This window comes from Streptomyces sp. NPDC025793 (genome assembly GCF_055558375.1).
In genome coordinates this window covers 1-20,269 of sequence record NZ_JBVHMR010000031.1, presented here as the reverse complement: position 1 = coordinate 20,269, position 20,269 = coordinate 1, and the positions used below count along the sequence as shown (strand labels likewise).

The window sequence follows — 20,269 nt, the reverse complement described above, 5'->3', positions numbered from 1 at the left end:
CCGTTGACACCCCATACCGCCGGCCCCGGCCACGCGAGAAGGGCGGCGGCGATCCTTCTCGCCGCCCTCGCCGTGGTCCTCGGCCTGACCCACCCGGCCGCCCTCGCGGCCCCGCGGCCCGCCGCCCGCCCCGCCGCCGTGTACGACGTACGCGCGTACGGCGCCAAGGGCGACGGCCACGCCAACGACACCCCCGCCGTCGACAAGGCCATCGCGGCCGCGGCCGCGGCCGGCGGCGGCACCGTCCGCTTCCCGGCCGGCACCTACCAGTCCGGGAACACCATCCACATGAAGAGCCATGTGACGCTCCAGCTCGACCGGGGCGCCACCCTCCAGGGCTCCTCGGCGGGCACCTACGACGCGCCCGAGCCCAACCCGAACGACACGTACCAGGACTTCGGGCACAGCCATTTCCACGACGCGATGATCTACGGCGACAAGCTCACCGACATCGGCTTCACCGGCGACGGCGTCATCGACGGCGCGGGCCACCTGATCACCGGCAACCCCAGGTCCGGCCAGGCCGACAAGATCCTGTCCCTGACCCGCTGCGACGGGCTGCGCCTCGGCGACGGCCTCACCCTGCGTCGCGGCGGCCACTTCGCCGCCCTGGTCAACGGCTGCACGAACGTCGTCTCCGACCGGCTGACCATCGACACCGCGAGCGACCGCGACGGCTGGAACGTCATCTCCACCACGAATGTCACCATCACCGGCGCGCACATCTCCGCCAACGACGACGCCCTGGTCTTCAAGAGCGACTACGCCCTCGGCGCCAAGCTCCCCAACGGCCATGTCCGGGTGAGCGATTCGGTGCTCTCGGCGCGCTGCTGCAACGCCCTGATGTTCGGCTCGGAGACCTGCGGCGACTTCTCGGACTACCAGTTCGAGAAGATCCGCATCGAAGGCGCCGACAAGTCCGGCCTCGGCATGGTCTCCATGGACGGCGCGAAGATCTCCGACGTCCACTACCGCGACATCACGATGACCGACGTCCACTCCCCGATCATGGAGAAGATCGGCACACGAAAGCGGTGCGGTGGCAGCCCCGGTGTCGGATCGATCAGCGATGTCACGTACGACGACATCACGGCGACCGGCAACAGCCCCTCCTTCAGCCCGACCCTGTGGGGCGAGAACGGCCACAGGATCAGCGGGGTCACCTTCACCAACGTCAACATCACGGTCCCCGGCGGCAACGGCACCATGTCGACGGGCGTGCCGGGCAACGATCCGGGCGACTACAACCCGAAGAGCATCGGGACCCGGCCGGCGTACGGCTGGTACCTGCACAATGTCGACGGTATACAGTTCATCGACAGCAGTGTGCGGTATACCGCCGACGACGGCCGTCCCGCCGTCATCGCGAACGCGGCGAGCGGTGTCCGGCTGACCCGCTTCACCGCCCAGAAGGGCAGCGGGTCCCCGCACGACATCGGCTTCCAGAACGTCACGGGCTACTGCCTGACCGACAGCCACTCCACCACCGGCGCCGCCCTGCGCGTCTCGGCGACCGGATCGAGCGAGGACTGCGGCACACCCGCCCGCCCGACGGACCTGGACAACCCCCGCCAGGCCTTCCTGCGCGCCTCCGTCGGCGGCCTCTTCCTGCACTGGGGTCTGCGCACCGCCCCCGCCCACACCGACTGCGCCGCCTGGGAGAAGGACGTCATCGCCGGCGGCTGGACGCCGGACTACTGGGTGAACGAAGCCAGAAAACTGCATACGCAATACCTCGTACTGGCGACCTTCCACAGCCGACTCGGCTACGCCCGCCCCTGGCCCTCGAAGATCCCCGGCTCCTGCTCCACCAAGCGGGACTTCCTCGGCGAACTCATCACGGCAGCCAAAGCCAAGGGCATGAAGGTCATCCTCTACATGACCGACGACCCGCAGTGGCACGGCGACGGCGGCCACGAATGGCTCGACTCCGCCGCCTACTCCGCCTACAAGGGCAAGCAGGTCGACCTGACCACCCGCGACGGCTTCGGTGAATTCTCGTACGACAACTTCTTCGAGGTCATGGACCGCTACCCGGACCTCGGCGGCTTCTGGATCGACAACGACAACGACTACTGGCTGAGCCACGACCTCTACGCGCAGATCTACCAGAAGCGCCCCAACTACACCCTCAGCAACAACAACGAAGACACGCCGATCATGGACATGATCAGCAATGAGCAGAAGACGGGCATGACGCCTGCATACGACTACCCGCAGGCTGTATACACCGCCCAACCCCGCCTCACGGAAGCCGACTTCAAACTGCCGTCCACCGGCGCCTGGTGGTACGACGGCACCGACCCCACCGTCGACCGCGGACTCACCCTCGGCCGCCTCATCTCCAACGCCGGATCCTCCGTCAAGGCGCTCATGGCCGAGACCGCCCAGGTCAACGGCAGATTCCCGGCGAACCAGGCCGCCTTCAACACCTTCGCGAACTCCTACCTCGACCCGATCTGGGAGTCCCTGCACGGCACCGAGGGCGGCGGCTACATGTACGGCGGCCTCGCACCCGGCAACTGGAACGACGGCGCCCACGGCGTCACCACCATCGCCAAGGACGACCCGAACCGCCAGTACATCCACGTCCTGACCCCGCCGAGCACCTCCACCCTGCGCATCCGCGACAACGGCTACCGCATCGCCTCGGTCACCAACCTCCGCACCGGCAAAGCCGTCGCATGGTCGCAGTCCGGCGGCACCCTCACCCTCACCGGCCTCGGCGGCTGGGACCCGTACGACACCGTCTTCAAGGTGATCACCGCGGGCCGCCAGGGCATCGCGACCGGCACCACCGTGACCGCGAGCGCCTCCGCGAGCGGCCACCCCGCCTCCGCCGCCGGCGACGGCTCCTACCTCACCTACTGGGACAACGGCAAGACCCTGCCCGTCACCCTCACCTTCGACCTCGGCACGGCCCAAAAGGTCCGCTACCTCGGGCTCAACCAGCGCGAGGACTCCGTCGCCTACGCCCGCTCCGCCACCGAACAGTCCGCGCGCATCAAGGCGTACAAGGTGTACCTGAGCAGCGACGGCACCCACTGGGGCAGCGCCGTCACCACCGGCCAACTCCCCAGCGCCCGCGGCGTGCAGACCATCGACCTGCCCGCCGGCACCGCCCGCTACGTCCGCCTCGAGGTCGACTCCACCTGGGCCGCCGCCACCGACACCACCCACTACCGGCAGCTGCGGATCGACGAGGCCTGGATCGGCACCTCCTACGCCACCCCCGCCGTGAACAGGGAACGACATCCATGACACGCTTCCGAACACCCACAACGGTGGCGGCCGGACTGCTCATCGCCGCCGCCGTACCGCTCACAGGAGGCGCCCACCCCGCGGCCGCCTCCGACAACGGCCAGTCCGTCCGGCCCGCCATGGGCTGGAGCAGCTGGAGCTTCGTACGCCGTCAGCCCACCGAGGCCACGATCGAGGCACAGGCCGACGCGCTGGCCTCCTCGGGCCTCGCCCGGCACGGCTTCGTCCAGGTCAACCTCGACGACTTCTGGCAGAAGTGCGACAGCAACGGCTTCACCGTCGACGGCTACGGCCGCTGGAGCCCCGACCCCGCCAGATTCCCGCACGGCATCAAGGCCGTCGCCGACCACATACACGCCAAGGGCCTGAAGTTCGGCTTCTACGTCACCCCCGGCATCGCCAAGAACGCCGTCCTCAAGAACACCCCCGTCGAAGGCACGCCCTACCACGCCAAGGACATCGCGGACACCTCGACGACGGAGAAGAACTACAACTGCAAGAACATGTACGCCCTCGACTACACCAAGCCGGGCGCCCAGGAGTTCGTGAACTCCTGGGCCCGGCAGTTCGCCTCGTGGGGCGTCGACTACCTGAAGATCGACGGCGTGGGCAGCCAGGACATCCCCGACGTCCAGGCCTGGGACAAGGCCCTGCGCGCCACCGGCCGCCCCCTCACCCTCGCCCTGTCCAACAACCTCCCCCTCGACCACGCCGGCACCTGGAGCAGCCTCGCCAACAGCTGGCGCACCCAGGGCGACGTCGAGTGCTACTGCGGCCCGGGCCCGAACGGCAGCGGCTACCCCCTCACCGACTGGACCCATGTCGCGCGCCGCTTCGACTCGGCCGCCGCCTGGCAGCCCTACGCCGGCCCCGGCGGCTGGAACGACCTCGACTCCCTGGAGATCGGCAACGGCGACCGGGCCGGACTCACCGCCGACCAGCGCCGCTCCCAGTTCACCCTGTGGGCGATGGCGGCGGCCCCGCTGCTGCTCGGCACCGACCTCACCCACCTCGACCCGGACGACAGGGCCATGCTCACCAACGACCGGCTGATCGGCGTCGACCAGGACGGCGTCGCCGCGAAACGCGTGGTCGACAACGGATCCCAGCAGGTCTGGAGCAAACGCGAGAGCGACGGCTCCTACGCGGTCGCCCTGTTCAACACCGCGACCGCCGGCTCCGCCACCGTGTCCGTCGACTGGTCCCGGATCGGCTTCACCGGCTCCGGCGACGTCACCGACCTGTGGTCCGGCGCCCAGCGCGGCACGATCGCCGGCTCCTACAGCGCGACCCTGCGACCGGGGGAGACCCGCCTGATCCGGGTACGGCCCACGGGCTCGGCCCGGCCGGCGGCTGCCACCGCAACCGCTGCCGCTCCCGGCATGGCGGTCGCCCCCTACGAGTACCTGGGCTGGGGGAATCCGCCCGACCCGACGAAGGTGATGTCGGCGACCGGTGTGAAGTGGTTCACGCTCGCGTTCGTCCTGTCCGACGGCACCTGCAACCCGAAGTGGGACGGCAGTCGACCGTTGACCGGTGGCAGTGATCAGTCGACCGTCGACCGTATACGGTCCGCAGGCGGCGATGTCATCGTCTCCATCGGCGGCTGGAGCGGCGCGAAGCTGGGCGAGAAGTGCGCGAGCGCCGGGGCGCTGGCGACTGCATACCAAAAACTGATCACTGCATACCGTCTGCACGCGATCGACATCGACATCGAGAACACCGAGTGGACGAACGCCACCGTACGCCAGCGCGTCATCGACGCCCTGAAGACGGTGAAGGCGAACAACCCCGGCCTGAAGACCGTCATCACCTTCGGCACCACCACGACCGGACCCGACGCCACCGGCGTCGACATGATCCAGCGGGCTGCCAGGTCCGGGCTGCAGAACGACGTCTGGTGCATCATGCCGTTCGACTTCGGCGGCGGCACCACGACCATGGGCACCCTCACCACTCGGGCCATGGACGGCCTCAAGGCCCGCGTCAAGGCCGCCTACGGCTACAGCGACGCCACCGCCTTCGCCCACATCGGCCTGTCGTCCATGAACGGGAAGACCGACGACCCCGGCGAGCTCGTCCGCACCGCCGACTTCCGCACCATGCTCGCCTACGCCCAACAGCACCACATCGCCCGCCTGACCTACTGGTCCGTCAACCGCGACCGCCCCTGCGGCTCGGGCACCGACGGTGACGCGTGCAGCGGAGTGACGCAACAGCCGTACGACTACCTCAAGATCTTCACCCGGTACACGGGCTGAAGGAGACAGGGGACCAACAGCCATGACCATCAGGAGAGTTGTTCCCTACGGCCTGGCCGCGGTACTCGCGCTGCCCCTGGCCGCACTGAGCCAGGGCACCGCCCTCGCCGCCACCGACTACCAGGCCGAGGACGCCCTGATCTCCCAGGGCACCGTCACCACCAACCACACCGGCTACACCGGAACCGGCTTCGTCGACTACACCAACGTCAGGGGCTCCTCCGTGGAGTTCACCGTCTCCGCGGCCACCGCCGGCCCCGCCTCACTCACCCTGCGGTACGCCAACGGCACCACCACCGACCGGCCGATGGACCTCTCCGTCAACGGCACCGTCGCGGCACCCGCCGTCTCCTTCCCGGCCACCACCGACTGGAACACCTGGGCGACCAGGACCGTGAACGTCCAGCTGAAGGGGGGCACCAACACGATCCGCGCGACCGCCACCACCGACAACGGCGGCCCCAACCTCGACCGCCTGAGCCTCGCGGCCGCCACCGACACCCAGCCCCCCACCCGCCCCGGGCAGCCCTCCTGCTCGGACATCGGCGAGGACCGGCTCACCCTGTCCTGGGGCGCGTCGTCGGACGACACAGGCGTCGCGGCGTACGACCTCTACGAGCACGGCAACAAGATCGGCGAAGCACCGGGCACCACCACGACGCGCACGCTCACCGGGCTCACCCCGAACACCACCTACGACCTCACGGTCATCGCCCGGGACGCGGCCGGCAACACCTCGCCCGCCAGCCCGGTCGTCGACTGCACGACGAAGCCCAGCTCCGACACCACACCGCCGACCGCACCCGGTACATTGCATACAGTCGACATCACATCGAATACCGTCGACCTCACCTGGGGCGCCTCGACCGACGACCGCGGCATCACCGCCTACGACATCCGCAGCGGCTCGACCGTCTACCAGACCGTCACCACCGGCACCTCCACCACCCTCACCGGGCTCGCCTGCAACAGCCCCTACACCCTCGACGTCGTCGCCCGCGACGCCGCCGGCAACGTCTCACCGCCGAGCAACACGGTCTCCTTCACCACCAAGGCCTGCGCCACCGACGGCGGCGTCCCGTCGTCCATCGCCACCCTCTCCACCGGCTGGACCATCCCCTGGGGCACCTACTGGATGCCCGACGGCAAGACCGCCCTCGTCACCGAGCGGGACGACTTCCGGGTCTGGAAGGTCACCAAGGACGGCACGAGGACCCAGGTCGGCACCGTCCCGAACGCGGTGACCACCAACGGCGAGGGCGGCCTGCTCGGCGTCGCCGTCGACCCCAAGTGGGCCACGAACCACTACGTCTACTTCATGCACACCGCCGCCGAGGGCAACCGGGTCGTCCGCATGACCTACGACGGCACCACCCTCACCGGCTACAAGATCCTGCTCCAGGGCATCAAGAAGAACCGCTACCACAACGGCGGCCGCCTCGTCTTCGGCCCCGACGGCTACCTCTACGCCTCCACCGGCGAGGCCCAGCAGCCCGATCTCGCCCAGGACAAGAACTCCCTCAACGGCAAGATCCTGCGCATGACCACCGACGGCAAGCCGGCCCCCGGCAACCCGTTCGGCAACTACGTCTACAGCTACGGCCACCGCAACCCGCAGGGCCTCGCCTTCGATCGCAACGGCCGCCTGTGGGAGGCCGAGTTCGGCAACAGCTCCAAGGACGAACTCAACCTCATCAAGCCCGGCGCGAACTACGGCTGGCCCACCTGCGAAGGCACCTGCAGCGTCCCCGGCATGACCAACCCCAAGGCCACCTGGAACGTCTCCGAGGCCTCGCCCAGCGGCATCGCCGTCGTCCGCAACGTCATCTACATGGCCTCCCTGCGCGGCGAACGCCTGTGGCGCATCCCCATCAACGGCGACACCGAGAACGTCGGCACCCCTACCGCGTACTACGTCGGCTCCTACGGCCGGCTGCGCACGGTCACCAAGGTGCCCGGCGCCGACGAGCTGTGGCTGTCCACCACCAACTGCGACAACAACGGCAACGCCCCCGACGGCTCCGACAAGATCTTCCGAGTGACGATCAAGTGACACGGCGGGAACTGACGCAGTGTCATCACTCGAAGGTGAGTGTGTGACGCTACGTCAGGTCCGGTAGAGGGCCTCGACCTCGTTGTCGTAGACCTTCTCGATCGCCTTCCGCTTCAGCTTCAACGACGGCGTGAGCAGGCCGTGTTCCTCGGTGAACGGCTGCGCCAGTATGCGGAAGGTGCGGATCGACTCGGCCTGGGAGACGAGAGTGTTGGCGGCCACCACCGCCCGCCGCACCTCCGTCTCCAGGTCGGCGTCGCGCACCAGCTGCACCGGGGTCAGCTTCGGCTTGCCGCGCATCTGCAGCCAGTGCTCGACGGCCTCCTGGTCGAGGGTGACCAGGGCGGCGATGTACGGCCGGTCGTTGCCGACCACGATGCACTGGTTCACCAGCGGATGTTCGCGGACCCGCTCCTCCAGCACCCCGGGCGAGACGCTCTTGCCGCCGGAGGTCACCAGGATCTCCTTCTTGCGGCCGGTGATGGTCAGATAGCCGTCCTCGTCCAGCGAGCCGAGGTCGCCGGTGGCCAGCCAGCCCTCGTGCAGGGTCTGGTCGGTGGCCTTGGGGTTGTTGAGGTAGCCCTGGAAGACGTTGGCGCCGTGCAGCCAGATCTCCCCGTCGTCGGCGATGTGCACGGTCATCCCGGGGATGGCCTGGCCGACCGTGCCGTAACGGGTACGCTCGGGCGGGTTGGCGGTCGCCGCGGCCGTCGACTCCGTCAGGCCGTAGCCCTCGTAGATCTGCACGCCCGCGCCCGCGAAGAACAGCCCCAGGCGCCGGTCCATCCCCGAACCACCGGACATCGCGTTGCGGATCCGGCCGCCCATCGCCGCGCGGACCTTGCCGTAGACGAGCTTGTCGAAGAGCTGGTGCTGCATGCGCAGTCCCGCCGACGGGCCGGGCCCGGTGCCCCACGCCTTGGCCTCCACGGCCTCCGCGTACTTCACCGCGATGTCGACCGCCTTCTCGAACGGCCCCGACCTTCCCTCCTTCTCCGCCTTGCGGCGCGCGGAGTTGAACACCTTCTCGAAGATGTACGGCACCGCCAGGATGAACGTCGGCCTGAACGCGGCCAGATCGGGCAGCAGGGCGGCGGCGTGCAGCTGCGGCTGGTGCCCGAAGCGGACCTTGCCGCGGATCGCGGCGACCTCGACCATCCGCCCGAAGACGTGCGCGAGCGGCAGGAACAGCAGTGTGGAGGCCTGGTCGTCCCTCTTGGTGTGGAACACCGGCTGCCACCGCTGGATCATCGTGTCCGCCTCGAACATGAAGTTGCCGTGCGAGAGCACACAGCCCTTCGGGCGGCCCGTGGTGCCGGAGGTGTAGATGATCGTGGCGATCGAGTCCGGCGTGATGGCCTGCCGGTGCCGGTGCACCGTGTCGTCGTCCAGGTGCGCGCCGGCGTCGTACAGCTCCTGCACACAGCCCGCGTCCAGCTGCCACAGCTGGCGCAGCTGCGGGAGGCGGTCGATGACGGTGGCGATGGTCATCGCGTGGTCCTCGTGCTCCACGATCGCCGCGGTCACCTCGGCGTCGTAGAGCATCCAGAAGCACTGCTCGGCCGAGGAGGTGGGGTAGACGGGCACCACCTGGGCGCCGACCGACCACAGCGCGAAGTCGAACAGGGTCCACTCGTAGCGGGTACGGGACATGATCGCGACGCGGTCGCCGAAGCGGATACCGCGCGCGAGCAGGCCCTTGGCGAGGGCCATGACCTCGTCACGGAACTCGGCGGCGGTCACGTCGCGCCACTGCCCGTCCGGATCCTTGCGGCCGAGGGCGACATGGGTCGGGTCGCTCTGGGCATGCTCGAAGACGACGTCGGCCAGGCCGCCCACCGGCGGCGCCGACGCCAACGGCGGGTTGGTGAACTCGCGCAAAACCTCGCTCCCCGATCCTCGCTGCTTGGTCACGCCCGTGATGCTCGGCACAGCGCGGTGAAAGCTACCCCACGGCGTCACCGGGCGGGAGGGGGTAGTTAACCGTGCAAACCTCACGTTTTTCCTGGGAGGTGACCGGAAAATGCCCTCACATGGGGAAGGGCCGGACACGATACTGACGGGTCAGTAAGTTTCGGTGCCGTAATCTCCACCGAATCTGTACGGGCCGATTACCGCCCACACCGTCCTGCACGCGACATACAGCGTGCCGCTCCGGTCAGTCGCCGCGTCGCCCCAGCCGCTCGCCGCCCGCCAGGACGGCCGCGGCCAGAGCGTTCGCGGCGTCCTCCGCCGCGCCGTGGCGGCGGCCGTGGACGAGGACGAAGTCGACCTTGCCGAGGCCGGGCAGTCCGGCACGGTCCGGCAGGCGGAACAGGCCGGGCGGGATCAGACGCCGGGAGTGGGCCATCACGCCGAGGCCGGCGCGGGCGGCCGCGATGAGGCCGTTGAGGCTACCGCTGGTGCACACGATCCGCCACGCCCGGCCCTCGCGCTCCAGAGCCTGAAGCGCACGGGCCCGGGTGATGCCGGGCGGGGGATACACGATCAGTGGGACGGGCCGGTCGGCGTCCAGGCGCAGCCGCTCGGCGCCGATCCATACCAGGTCGTCGCGCCACACCAGCTCGCCACGGGGATCCTCGGGGCGGCGCTTGGCGAGCACCAGGTCCAGCTTTCCGGCGGCCAGCTGCTCGTGCAGGGTGCCGGACAGCTCCACGGTCAGCTCGAGGTCGACCTCGGGATGGTCGTAGCGGAAGGCCTCCAGGATCTCCGGGAGCCGGGTGAGCACGAAATCCTCCGAGGCGCCGAACCGCAGTCGGCCGCGCACCCTGGTGCCGGTGAAGAACGCCGTCGCCTGCTCGTGCACCTGGAGGATCCGCCGGGCGAACCCCAGCATCGCCTCGCCGTCCTCGGTCAACTCCACCGCATGGGTGTCCCGAGTGAACAGCTGCCGGCCGGTCGCGTCCTCCAGACGGCGGACATGCTGGCTGACCGTGGACTGGCGCAGCCCGAGTCGGCGCGCGGCCTGCGTGAAGCTCAGGGTCTGGGCCACGGCGAGGAAGGAGCGCAGCTGCGCCGGCTCGTACACGGTGCCAGCCTAGCCGGTCATCACAAAACATGATGACAGTCAGAGTGGTGGTCGAGATTCCCGATCGGTGAGGCGCGGAGGACGATGGAAGGGGCTCCTGCGGGCCCCGACGAGAAGAGAAACAATCGGCGACACCTGCCGACCCGTACCGACCGACGACACCTTCAGCCCCTCCCACCCGCACACACAGAGCACATCGGAGCACCGTGACACGCCTGCGCCGGCCGAGCTGGATGCCGATCGACCCGTACATCGTCCTGCTGCTGGGGACCGTGGGCCTCGCCGCGCTCCTCCCGGCCCGGGGGGCGGCCGCCGACGTCGCCTCGGGCGCGTCGACGACCGTGATCGCCTTCCTCTTCTTCCTCTACGGCGCCCGGCTGTCGACCCGGGAGGCACTGGACGGGCTGCGCCACTGGCGGCTGCACACCACGGTGCTGCTGTGCACGTTCGTGCTCTTCCCGGTGTTCGGGCTCGCCGCGCGGGCCCTGGTGCCGACGCTGCTGACGCATCCGCTCTACCAGGGCCTGCTGTTCCTGACGCTGGTGCCGTCCACGATCCAGTCGTCCATCGCGTTCACCTCGATCGCCCGCGGCAACGTGCCCGCGGCGATCTGCGCGGGCTCCTTCTCCTCCCTCGCCGGCATACTGATCACCCCGCTGCTGGCGGCGGCGCTCCTCGGCAACAGCGGCGGCGGGTTCTCCGCCGACTCCCTGATGAAGATCGTGCTCCAGCTGCTGGTGCCGTTCCTTGCCGGACAGCTGCTGCGCCGCTGGATCGGCGGCTTCATCACGCGGCACAAGAAGGTCCTCGGCCTGGTCGACCGCGGCTCCATCCTGCTCGTCGTCTACACCGCCTTCAGCGAGGGCATGACCCAGGGCATATGGCACCAGGTCAGCCCCGCGCGGCTCGGGGGCCTGGTCGTCGTGGAGGCCGCCCTGCTGGCCGTGATGCTGCTGCTGACCTGGTACGGAGGCAAGGCACTCGGCTTCGGCCGGGCGGACCGGATCGCCATCCAGTTCGCCGGGTCGAAGAAGTCCCTCGCCTCCGGGCTGCCCATGGCCGGCGTCCTGTTCGGCGCCCACGCCTCCCTCGCCGTGCTGCCGCTCATGCTCTTCCACCAGATGCAGCTGATGGTGTGCGCGGTCATCGCCAAGCGCCGTGCCCGCGATCCGGAGGAGGTTCTGGACGCCGTGCCGGGGGCGTCAGCGGCCCACGTGGTCCAGGGGCAGCCACAGGACCGTGTCCTTCGCTGAGCGCAGGGCCTTCGGGTCCGACAGCTCCCGGTCGGTGAGGGCTCGGTCCCATACGTGCACGTCGTCGATGGCGCCGGTGAAGAAGGCGCGGCTGTCCATGCGCTGAGCGATGTGCACGCCGAAGGGGGAGTTACGGCTGACCGATCCCGGGATGTCGGATACGGACGACTGCATACCGTCGACCGACAACATCAGCCGGCCGCCGCCCCGCCGGAGCACCACGTGATGCCACTGGCCGTCGTTGTATGCAGTATTCGTGCGAACGTATGCAGACTGCGGAGCCGTCGCGCCGTCCCGCACGGTGATCAAGCCCTGGATCCGGTTGTTCGCCGGCTCCCCGCGCAGCCACACCTGGGGCTGCGTGGTGCCGATCCCGCCCATCCACAGCAATGGCTGCTCACCGGTGGTGGCCGTGTACCGGAACCACAGCGACGCCGTGAAGTCCTTCGTGCCGAGCGGCAGCCGGCTGTTGTACGGCAGGCGTACGGCCGCGTCGGTGCCGTTGAACTCCAGCGCGCCGCCGGACACCCCCCCGCGTCTCCTTCGCGCCGCCGAGCACCGCGGCCGGGCGGGCGTGCGGGGCCAGGTCGGCGGTCACCGGATCGCGGCCGCGGCGCGGGGCGAGCCAGCTCTCGGTGAAGCGGGCGAAGCGGATCTCGTCGCGCGAGTCCACCGCACCGCCCTCGTAGACCAGGCCGATCGTGTCCCCGGTGGCGCGGACCAGGTCGGAGTAGCCGGACCAGTCCCTGGTGACGACCGTGCCGCGGTCCACGCTGTCCCAGGTGCGGCCGCCATCGTAGGAGGAGCGGATCATCATCGTGCGGCGCCGGTCGGGGTCGGCGGGGCAGGCGAGCAGCAGGCGGTCGCCGAGCCGCAGCAGCGAGCCCTGCACCATCGGTGCGTACAGGTCCGGCAGGTCGTGGAAGGCGGCGGTGAAGCGGGAACCGCCGTCGCGGCTGACGGCCTGGGTGCGGTGGCCGAGGTCGGTGCCGTCCTGCTCCCGTCCGCTGACCAGAACGGAGCCGTCGCCGAGTTCGGCGAGGGTGAGTTCGGAGGGTTTCTGCCGGAAGGTGCCGTCTTCTGCGATGGGCCAGGTCTCCTGGGCGCCGACCCGCCAGTGGCCGCCGTGGTCGTCGCTGATGATCAGCGCCGCGTGGTTGGCGGTGATCCGGGTGCCGTCCCAGGACTCGGCGTTCACCCCGAGGACCAGCCGCCCGGCGTACCGGCCGTGCGTGAGCTGGATGCCGTGCGCCGGCCCGGTCGCGTACCAGGAGTTCCAGGCGGTGGGCAGGATCTCCGGGCTCAGGTCGCGTGGTACGGACCAGGTCAGGCCGTTGTCGTCGCTGTACTGGAGGTGTGGGGTACGGTCGCACGGCACCGAGCAGCTGGCGCTGTCCGTACGGCCCGTGTTGTACGTCTCCGCGAGCCAGACGCGGCCGGTGGTGCGGTCCACGATCGGCGCCGGGTTGCCGTGGGTGTCGCCGCCGCCCTTGTTGACCACCTGGAGCGGCCCCCAGGTGCGGCCGCCGTCGGTGGAGCGCTTGAGCACGATGTCGATGTCGGTGGCGTCCCCGCAGTTGGGGACCCGTCCCTCGGCGAACGCCAGCAGTGTGCCGTCGACGGCCTTGACGACCGTCGGGATGCGGAAGCAGGCGTAGCCGGGGTCCTGGGAGGCCTTGAACAGGACCTGCTGAGCGAACTGGGGTGTTTTTTCCACCGGCTGGGCCTGTGCTGGGTGAGGAGAGGCGAGCGGCACCAGGAGCAGTGTCGCCGTCATGCATACGAGGGCGAGTACGGATCTGAGACGGGCGCCAAGGCCTGACGGCATGGTGCGACCTGCCCTTCGTCGATCGGACATCCGGACAACCGGACATCCGATGTCCAACACGCGCACCGATGACGGTAGTTGTGGCCCCGGCGCCCCACAAGAAGCGTGCAGCGCAAGGAGTGCGCCGGGTCCTCACGGACGCAGGACGACCTTGCCGAGGTTGGCGCGCGTCTCGATCGCCTCGTGCGCCTTCGCCGCGTCCTCCAGGGCGAACTCGGCGTGCACGGCGGGCGTCACGGCGCCCTCGGTGAACAGCCGCCACAACTCCTTGCGCCACTGCTCGTACAGCTCTGGCCGGCCGCGGGCGATCAGAGCCATCTGGAAGCCGATCACGGACTTGGCGCCGACGAGCAGGTCGTAGGCCCGGATCGTGCCGCCGCCCGAACTGTAGGCGACCAGGCGGCCGTGCGGGGCGAGGGCGGCGAGCGCCGGGGCGAGCAGATCACCGCCGACCGCATCCAGTATGCAATCGACCGGATCCCCCCAACTGTTGTCCGTATATTGGATACAGTCGTCCGCGCCCAGCGCCCGCACGAAGTCCGCCTTCGCCGGATCGGACACCGCGCCCACCACCCGTCCCGTGCCCCGCGCCCGCGCCAGCTGCACGGCGAGATGCCCGACGCCGCTCGCCGCAGCGGTGACGAGGACCGCCTCGTCCGGTACCGGCCGCGCCGCCTCCAGTGCCCCGAACGCCACCAGGCCGCTGCGCACCAGCGCGACCGCGTCAACGGCGCTCGCGCCGTCCGGTACCGGTGAGGTCATGGTCCCGTGCAGTACGGCGAAGTCGGCGTACCCGTGGCCGAAGCACAGCCCGGTCACCCGCTCGCCCGGCCGGAATCGGGTCGCGCCCTCACCGACCGCCACCACCTCACCGGCGATCTCACCGCCCAGCGCGATGGGATCGGCGGCCTCGGTGACCTTGCGGACGATCGGCAGCGTGACGCCGACCGCCTCGCAGCGCACCAGCAGCTCCCCGGGGCCAGGCTCGGGGACCGGTGCCTCTTCCAGGAAGAGGGGGCCGCCAGGACGGTCGTAGCGAACGCGACGCATCAGCACCTCCAGGGCCGGGCGGACCCGGCTCATCAGTTGTCGGGAACACCCGCGAAATCGTTGGGAGCACCAACGGTAGTCGACCTTCATTGGGAAGTCCAATGAATTTTGGATAGGCTTCCGTCATGGCTGAAGCACCCCTGTCCGCGATCCGCTCCCTGCCCAGCTGGCTCCTCGGCCGGGCCGCCGCCCGGGGCCGTGCCCTGGTCGCCGAGGCACTCGGGGCCGAGGGCATGAAGATGTGGCACCACGTGGTCCTCTCCGCCGTCCGCGACCTTGCCCCCGTCGCCCAGGCCGACCTCGGCCGCAGCGTCGGCCTCGACCCCAAGGACCTGGTCGGCGTCCTGAACGACCTCCAGTCCGCGGGCCACGTCGTCCGTGCCCCCGACCCCCGGGACCGGCGCAAGAACGCCGTGTCCCTCACCGACGAGGGTGCCCGTCTCCTCGAACGCTGCGAGGAGGCTGCCCGCGCGGCCAACGACGACCTGCTGGCCCCGCTCTCGGCCGCCGAACGCGATCAGTTCACGGACCTGTTGATCCGGATTTCCGGCACGGATGGCTGACGGCGGCTAACGTTCCGTCATGACCGCAGCTCCCGTGCTCGATCCGCAGCGCACCGCCCTGATCCTCATCGACCTGATGGACCGCATCGTCGCGCTGCCCCTGGAACCCCGCACCGGCACCCATGTGCTCGCCACCGCCGAAGAGCTGGCGCACACCTTCCGCGGCGCCGGAGCGCCCGTCGTGCTCGTCCGGGTCGAACGCCCCTCGGTCGCCGAACAGCCGCCCGGCAGCGACCTGGTGGCCGGGCTCGCCCGCGACGGCGACCTGGAGGTGGTCAAGCACACCCTCGGCGCCTTCCAGGGCACCGGACTGCACGAGCGGCTGCGTGAACGAGGCGTCACCACCCTGGTGTTCGCGGGCATCGCCACCAACCTCGGCGTCGAGTCCACCGCCCGCGCCGCCGCGGACCTCGGCTACGGCCTCGTCTTCGTGGAGGACGCCATGGCCGCCTTCACCGCCGCCGAGCACGAGGCATCCGTCCGGCTCGACTTCCCCCGCCTCGGGACGGTCGTGACCGCCGCCGGCGTCCGACTCGCCGCCGGCTGACGGCTGTCCGCTGTGTACCGTCGACCGCCCACCGACGACTGTCTACCGTCTACTGTCAACTGCCCACCGACGGCTGTCGGCTGTCGGCTGACGCCTCAGACCAGCGTGCCGCCGCCGTCCACGACCACCACCGACCCGGTGCTGTAGCCACCGCGCATCAGATACAGATACGACTCCGCGACATCCGCCGGCTCGCCGACCCGTCCCACCGGCAGCGACTCGGCGGACGACCGGAACAGCCCCTCCCGGACGTCCTCCGGCAATTCCCGCCACAGTTCGGTGCGCACGACCCCGGGCGAGACGGCGTTGACCCGCACCGGTGCCAGCTCCACGGCCAGCGACCGGGTCAGCGACTCCATCGCCCCGCACAGCGCCGACGCGGCACTCGAACCGGGCACCGGCCGGCGCCCCGCCGTCCCCGTCGTCAGCACCACCGAACCGCCCGGGCGGATCGAGGCGGCGGCGTGCTTCACCGCCGTGTACGCGCCCCACAGCCGTGTGTCCATGAACCGACGGGCCCGCTCGACCGTCGTCTCGGCCAGGCTCTCCAGCAGCAGCGCCTCACCCGCTGTGTACACCAGATGATCGAACGCGCCGACCTGCTGGAAGAAGCCGCGCACCGCGTCCTCGTCCATCGCGCCCAGCGTCCTCCCCTCGGCCCCCTCGGGCAGCCGCTTCAGCGCCGCGTCCACACTCTCCGGCCGGCGCGAGGCCACCACCACTTCGGCGCCCTCCCGCGCCGCCCCCTCGGCGACCGCGAGCCCGATGCCCGACGTGCCCCCGATGACGACCACGCGCTGTCCCTGCAGATCCATGGGAAATTCCTCTCGATGCCGATATTCCATCCCGATCGGACGCTTCCAGCCTGCGGTCGTACGAGGGTGTACGTCCAAGACCTCTTCCGCCCGCGGCGATACCCTGAAGGCATCACCGCAGTTATGTGAGCGTGCCGACGAGAGGGGTGGTCATGGACCTGGACCTGCGCAAGGTCCGCTATTTCGTCGCGGTCGCCGAACTGCTCCACTTCGGCCGCGCCGCCGAGCTGCTGCACATCGCCCAACCGGTGCTGAGCCGTCAGATCAGAGCGCTGGAAAAGGACTTGGGTGTCGAGCTGTTTCTGCGCGACAGCCATGGCGTGACGTTGACCGACGCGGGTCGCCAACTCGATGAGGAGGCACATCAGTTGCTGGCCGCGGCCGACGGCGCCCGACGCCGGGTGCGCCGGGCCGCCGACGAGCCCCGCCGGTTCGTCGTCGGCTTCCGCGCCGGCATCGTCGTCACCCACGCCCTGCGTGCCTTCCGCGCCGCGCACCCGGACGTCGAGACCAGCGCCCGCCGCATTGAATGGGACGACCAGGAACGGCTCGTCCTCGACGGCACCCTCGACATCGCCTACGTGCGCGCTCCGCTGCGCGAGGAGGGCCTCGAACTGCGGCTCCTGTACACCGAGTCCCGTGTGGTGATGCTCCCGGCCGGACACCGCCTCGACGGAAAGCCGGAACTGTCCCTGGCCGACCTCGACGGCGAGACGTGGCTGCGCTATGCGCTTCCCGGGCCGGGCGACATACCCGTGCGCACCGTCGAGGAGAAGTTCGAGTGCGTGGCCGCCGGCAGCGGCATCACACTCGTCCCGCACTCGATCGCCGAGCAGTACTCCCGCCCGGACATCAGCTACGTACCGGTCACCGACGCCGAACCGGATCAGGTGCTGCTGGCCTGGGCGGCCGGCCGCACGTCACCCCTGATCACCGAGTTCGCCGAGGCCGCGGCGGCGTCGGGTCGCGGCTGAGGCGGGGTCCCGCGGCGCAGGGGCGCTCCCCGCCGGCGGGGCCCCGCCGCCGTGCCGCGGGGAGTCGGCCTCAGCCCTGGGCGGCCGCCTTTCGCAGGGCGATGCGGTCCTCGCCCGCGTACACGTTCATCGAGCTGCCCCGCAGGAAACCCACCAGGGTCAGCCCCGTCTCGGCGGCCAGGTCCACCGCCAGCGAGGACGGCGCCGACACGGCCGCCAGCACCGGGATGCCCGCCATCACCGCCTTCTGCGCCAGCTCGAACGAGGCCCGCCCGGACACGAGCAGGACCGTCCGTGACAGGGGCAGTTCGCCGTTCTGGAGTGCTCGTCCGACCAGCTTGTCCACGGCGTTGTGGCGGCCCACGTCCTCCCGTATGTCCAGCAGCTCGCCGTCCTCGGTGAACAGGGCCGCTGCGTGCAGGCCCCCGGTCCGGTCGAACACCCGCTGGGCCGCCCGCAGCCGGTCGGGGAGGCTCGCCAGCAGCTCGGGGGTGACCCGGACCGGGGGAGTGTCGGCGATCGGGAAACGCGCGGTCGTGCGGACGGCGTCCAGGCTGGCCTTGCCGCACAGGCCGCACGAGGAGGAGGTGTAGACGTTCCGTTCCAGGGTGAAGTCCGGCAGCGCCACGTCCGGGGCGGTCCGCACGTCCACGACGTTGTAGGTGTTGGAACCGTCTGCAGTCGCCCCCGCACAGTAGACGATGTTCTGTAGATCGTATGCAGTAGCCAGTACACCTTCGCTCACCAGAAATCCCGCCGCCAGCGCGAAGTCGTCGCCCGGCGTGCGCATGGTGATCGCGAGGGGCTTTCCGTTGAGCCGGATCTCCAGGGGTTCCTCGGCGACGAGTGTGTCCGGCCGGGTGGAGACCGCCCCATCCCGGATGCGGAGCACCTTGCGTCGTTCCGTGACTCGTCCCATGTCCTGATCAGCCCCGGTTCTGTACGTGCTGGTAGCCGAAACGGCCCTTGATGCAGAGATTGCCGTGGGTCACCGGATTGTCGTGCGGTGAGGTGACCTTCACGATCTCATTGTCCTGCACATGGAGGGTGAGGGTGCAGCCCACTCCGCAGTACGCGCGCACCGTGGACGTCTCGGTCTGCCGTGCCTCGTCCCAGGTGCCGGCCGCCCGCATGTCGAACTCGGTACGCGGCGCGAGGGCGCCGGTCGGGCACACCTCGACGCAGTTCCCGCAGTACACACAGGCCGAGTCGGTCAGCGGTGCGTTCCCGAGGCGCCGTTTCCAGCCATGGGTCCGTAGTGGCGTGCGTGGGGTGCTCCCATCCCGTACACCGTCGACCCAGGCAGAGCCGAGCAGACGCGGTCCAGGGGCGTCAAGGTCGTTCGTACAGTGGCGCGCTCCACCTTGACGCCCCTGCACCACGCCCGCTCCACGGTGTGTGGGTCGACGGCATACGGGATGGGAGCTGGGGCTAGTGGCGGGTTGAGCAGGTACGCATCGTGAGCGGCCTCCGGCCGACCGGCCCGAGTGGGGCGGCGATCCGAGTCACGACGCGGCCTCTTGACCTGTCAGGGGCAACAACGTCCGGCGGCATGACGTGCCTTCGGCACCGGCCAGCATCCTGTGCCCTGGGCTGAGTCGTCACGGCCGCTACACTCCCTGCGCTGATCGAACTGATGACCCGGGGTTGGGGCTGTGGATCTCAAGGCTAGACGCGTTGCGTGCGGAGCGGTTCTCTCGCTGGGCATTGTCCTGGTGTCGGCGTGCAGTAGTGGCAGCGGAACGGCCCAGGGACACCAAAATCCTGTGCCAACTGCCGCAAGGCGGTCGACGCAGTCGAGTACCAACCTCACCGGCTCACCAACAGGTGCCGCTTCGCCTTCGGTGGCGAGTGAGACGCCGATGATGGAGAACCAACTCAAAGCTGCCGCGATAACCGCCGCAGATGTTCCGGGACTGCGAGCTGACACAGCCCGGAACAGCACCGGGATCATGAGCCGAAAGCTCACAGCGAGCTCCGGAGGGCCGGTCTGCACAGAATTCCTGAACGCTTCCAACGCATCCGCTGACTCCTACCATCCCTCTTCCGAGCTGGGTAGGGCCTTCACTGCCAACACGACCGCCGGAACGATGCTCGTCAGGGTCTCGTTGGTCGGCCATGCCTCATCGGCCGATGCGCAGCGGGTCATCAACGAAACTCGTAGTTCCGCCAAGGGATGCCCCCATCTCACAGATGGAACACAGCGCATGAACTTGGCCCCCCTGACACTGCCGGTGATGGGCGATGATTCCACCGTTACCCGTATCGGTATGATTTCCAGCAGGCTGAGCGAATGCGCGACCCTTGGCATGGTGCGAGTGGGCACGGTATCACTCACCATCACGGTATTCGCACATGACGGTTATTACCCCAACCTGCTCCAAGAGGTGGCGAAAGCGTCCGTGAGCAAGCTTCAAAAAACAGAACGCTAGAACGCAGTCTTCACCTGACATCGCGGCGCCATGGAAGGTGATTACGTCCTGATCGGCCGAGTTCTGCACCACTACCGCACCAGAACAAGCGGGGCGCAGCGGGGAACCAGGTCATGTCCGCGGGAGTGGTGTATCGACGGCCACTCGGTGATCTCGCTTTGAGGCTATGCGCTGAGTTCGGCGGGCAGGGCTGTCTCTTCGGTT

At 69.5% G+C, this 20,269-nt stretch carries 13 protein-coding genes and 2 pseudogenes; 8 read left to right on the top strand and 7 right to left on the bottom strand.

Going from position 1 to position 20,269, the window contains the following annotated elements; genetic code table 11:
• Positions 1-3: 3 nt before the first annotated feature.
• Genes ACZ4MF_RS36860 through ACZ4MF_RS36850 form a run of 3 tightly spaced genes read left to right on the top strand, consistent with a single transcriptional unit; the run spans position 4 to position 7,575 of the window.
• Entirely contained in the window at positions 4-3,261 is a 3,258-nt protein-coding gene (locus tag ACZ4MF_RS36860; RefSeq protein ID WP_467497079.1) for a glycosyl hydrolase family 28 protein, read from the top strand.
• Positions 3,258-5,522 carry an alpha-galactosidase gene (locus ACZ4MF_RS36855; protein ID WP_467497077.1) on the top strand — a complete coding sequence of 755 codons (2,265 nt, stop codon included), beginning with the start codon at positions 3,258-3,260 and terminating at the stop codon, positions 5,520-5,522. Before ACZ4MF_RS36860 ends, ACZ4MF_RS36855 begins: the two co-directional genes overlap by 4 nt.
• Before the next feature lie 22 nt (positions 5,523-5,544).
• Entirely contained in the window at positions 5,545-7,575 is a 2,031-nt protein-coding gene (locus tag ACZ4MF_RS36850; protein ID WP_467497075.1) for a PQQ-dependent sugar dehydrogenase, read from the top strand.
• Positions 7,576-7,629: 54 nt separating this feature from the next.
• Here ACZ4MF_RS36850 and ACZ4MF_RS36845 read toward each other — a convergent pair whose 3' ends face one another.
• Together ACZ4MF_RS36845 and ACZ4MF_RS36840 are read right to left on the bottom strand one after the other, a co-directional pair.
• Positions 7,630-9,456: an AMP-dependent synthetase/ligase gene (locus ACZ4MF_RS36845; RefSeq protein ID WP_467497165.1), complete on the bottom strand. Its 1,827-nt coding sequence runs from the start codon at positions 9,454-9,456 to the stop codon at positions 7,630-7,632.
• 277 nt (positions 9,457-9,733) lie between these two features.
• Positions 9,734-10,603 (bottom strand): LysR substrate-binding domain-containing protein, encoded by an 870-nt coding sequence (locus tag ACZ4MF_RS36840; protein ID WP_467497073.1) that lies wholly within the window; start codon positions 10,601-10,603, stop codon positions 9,734-9,736.
• Between the two features lie 233 nt (positions 10,604-10,836).
• Here ACZ4MF_RS36840 and ACZ4MF_RS36835 point away from each other — a divergent pair, with 233 nt between their 5' ends.
• Positions 10,837-11,856, top strand: a complete 1,020-nt coding sequence (locus ACZ4MF_RS36835) for a bile acid:sodium symporter family protein (protein ID WP_467497163.1) — start codon at positions 10,837-10,839, stop codon at positions 11,854-11,856.
• Here ACZ4MF_RS36835 and ACZ4MF_RS36830 read toward each other — a convergent pair.
• Positions 11,806-13,684: pseudogene (locus ACZ4MF_RS36830) on the bottom strand (exo-alpha-sialidase). The gene ACZ4MF_RS36835 and the pseudogene ACZ4MF_RS36830 sit on opposite strands and share 51 nt — an antisense overlap.
• 132 nt (positions 13,685-13,816) lie before the next feature.
• Positions 13,817-14,734: a quinone oxidoreductase family protein gene (locus ACZ4MF_RS36825; RefSeq protein WP_467497162.1), complete on the bottom strand. Its 918-nt coding sequence runs from the start codon at positions 14,732-14,734 to the stop codon at positions 13,817-13,819.
• Positions 14,735-14,859: 125 nt separating this feature from the next.
• On the opposite strand from ACZ4MF_RS36825, the gene ACZ4MF_RS36820 reads away from it, so the two are divergent.
• Together ACZ4MF_RS36820 and ACZ4MF_RS36815 are read left to right on the top strand one after the other, a co-directional pair.
• Positions 14,860-15,297: a MarR family winged helix-turn-helix transcriptional regulator gene (locus tag ACZ4MF_RS36820; protein ID WP_467497071.1), complete on the top strand. Its 438-nt coding sequence runs from the start codon at positions 14,860-14,862 to the stop codon at positions 15,295-15,297.
• A gap of 19 nt (positions 15,298-15,316) precedes the next feature.
• A complete protein-coding gene (locus ACZ4MF_RS36815; RefSeq protein ID WP_467497069.1) occupies positions 15,317-15,844 on the top strand; it encodes an isochorismatase family protein in 528 nt (175 codons plus the stop codon).
• Between the two features lie 95 nt (positions 15,845-15,939).
• Here the strand turns inward: ACZ4MF_RS36815 and ACZ4MF_RS36810 are convergent, their stop codons facing one another.
• The gene (locus tag ACZ4MF_RS36810) at positions 15,940-16,659 is read right to left on the bottom strand and encodes an SDR family oxidoreductase (protein ID WP_467497067.1); all 720 of its coding nucleotides are present in this window, start codon (positions 16,657-16,659) and stop codon (positions 15,940-15,942) included.
• A 152-nt stretch (positions 16,660-16,811) separates the two neighbouring features.
• On the opposite strand from ACZ4MF_RS36810, the gene ACZ4MF_RS36805 reads away from it, so the two are divergent.
• On the top strand, positions 16,812-17,633 hold the full coding sequence (locus tag ACZ4MF_RS36805; protein ID WP_467497065.1) for a LysR family transcriptional regulator: 822 nt from the start codon (positions 16,812-16,814) through the stop codon (positions 17,631-17,633).
• A 70-nt stretch (positions 17,634-17,703) separates the two neighbouring features.
• Here the strand turns inward: ACZ4MF_RS36805 and fdhD are convergent, their stop codons facing one another.
• Positions 17,704-18,552: a formate dehydrogenase accessory sulfurtransferase FdhD gene (fdhD, locus tag ACZ4MF_RS36800; RefSeq protein WP_467497063.1), complete on the bottom strand. Its 849-nt coding sequence runs from the start codon at positions 18,550-18,552 to the stop codon at positions 17,704-17,706.
• Between the two features lie 7 nt (positions 18,553-18,559).
• Positions 18,560-18,859, bottom strand: a pseudogene (locus ACZ4MF_RS36795) (4Fe-4S binding protein); the annotation flags it as partial.
• A 636-nt stretch (positions 18,860-19,495) separates the two neighbouring features.
• On the opposite strand from ACZ4MF_RS36795, the gene ACZ4MF_RS36790 reads away from it, so the two are divergent.
• The gene (locus ACZ4MF_RS36790; RefSeq protein ID WP_467497061.1) at positions 19,496-20,065 is read left to right on the top strand and encodes a hypothetical protein; all 570 of its coding nucleotides are present in this window, start codon (positions 19,496-19,498) and stop codon (positions 20,063-20,065) included.
• The last annotated feature ends 204 nt before the right edge of the window (positions 20,066-20,269 follow it).

Excerpts from the sequence above, each read along its gene's own strand:
- ACZ4MF_RS36855 (WP_467497077.1), top strand. The coding sequence starts at position 3,258 with ATGACACGCTTCCGAACACCCACAACGGTGGCGGCCGGACTGCTCATC.
- ACZ4MF_RS36850 (WP_467497075.1), top strand. The coding sequence starts at position 5,545 with ATGACCATCAGGAGAGTTGTTCCCTACGGCCTGGCCGCGGTACTCGCG.
- ACZ4MF_RS36835 (WP_467497163.1), top strand. The coding sequence starts at position 10,837 with ATGCCGATCGACCCGTACATCGTCCTGCTGCTGGGGACCGTGGGCCTC.
- ACZ4MF_RS36825 (WP_467497162.1), bottom strand. The coding sequence starts at position 14,734 with ATGCGTCGCGTTCGCTACGACCGTCCTGGCGGCCCCCTCTTCCTGGAA.
- ACZ4MF_RS36820 (WP_467497071.1), top strand. The coding sequence starts at position 14,860 with ATGGCTGAAGCACCCCTGTCCGCGATCCGCTCCCTGCCCAGCTGGCTC.
- ACZ4MF_RS36815 (WP_467497069.1), top strand. The coding sequence starts at position 15,317 with ATGACCGCAGCTCCCGTGCTCGATCCGCAGCGCACCGCCCTGATCCTC.
- ACZ4MF_RS36810 (WP_467497067.1), bottom strand. The coding sequence starts at position 16,659 with ATGGATCTGCAGGGACAGCGCGTGGTCGTCATCGGGGGCACGTCGGGC.
- ACZ4MF_RS36805 (WP_467497065.1), top strand. The coding sequence starts at position 16,812 with ATGGACCTGGACCTGCGCAAGGTCCGCTATTTCGTCGCGGTCGCCGAA.
- fdhD (WP_467497063.1), bottom strand. The coding sequence starts at position 18,552 with ATGGGACGAGTCACGGAACGACGCAAGGTGCTCCGCATCCGGGATGGG.
- ACZ4MF_RS36790 (WP_467497061.1), top strand. The coding sequence starts at position 19,496 with ATGATGGAGAACCAACTCAAAGCTGCCGCGATAACCGCCGCAGATGTT.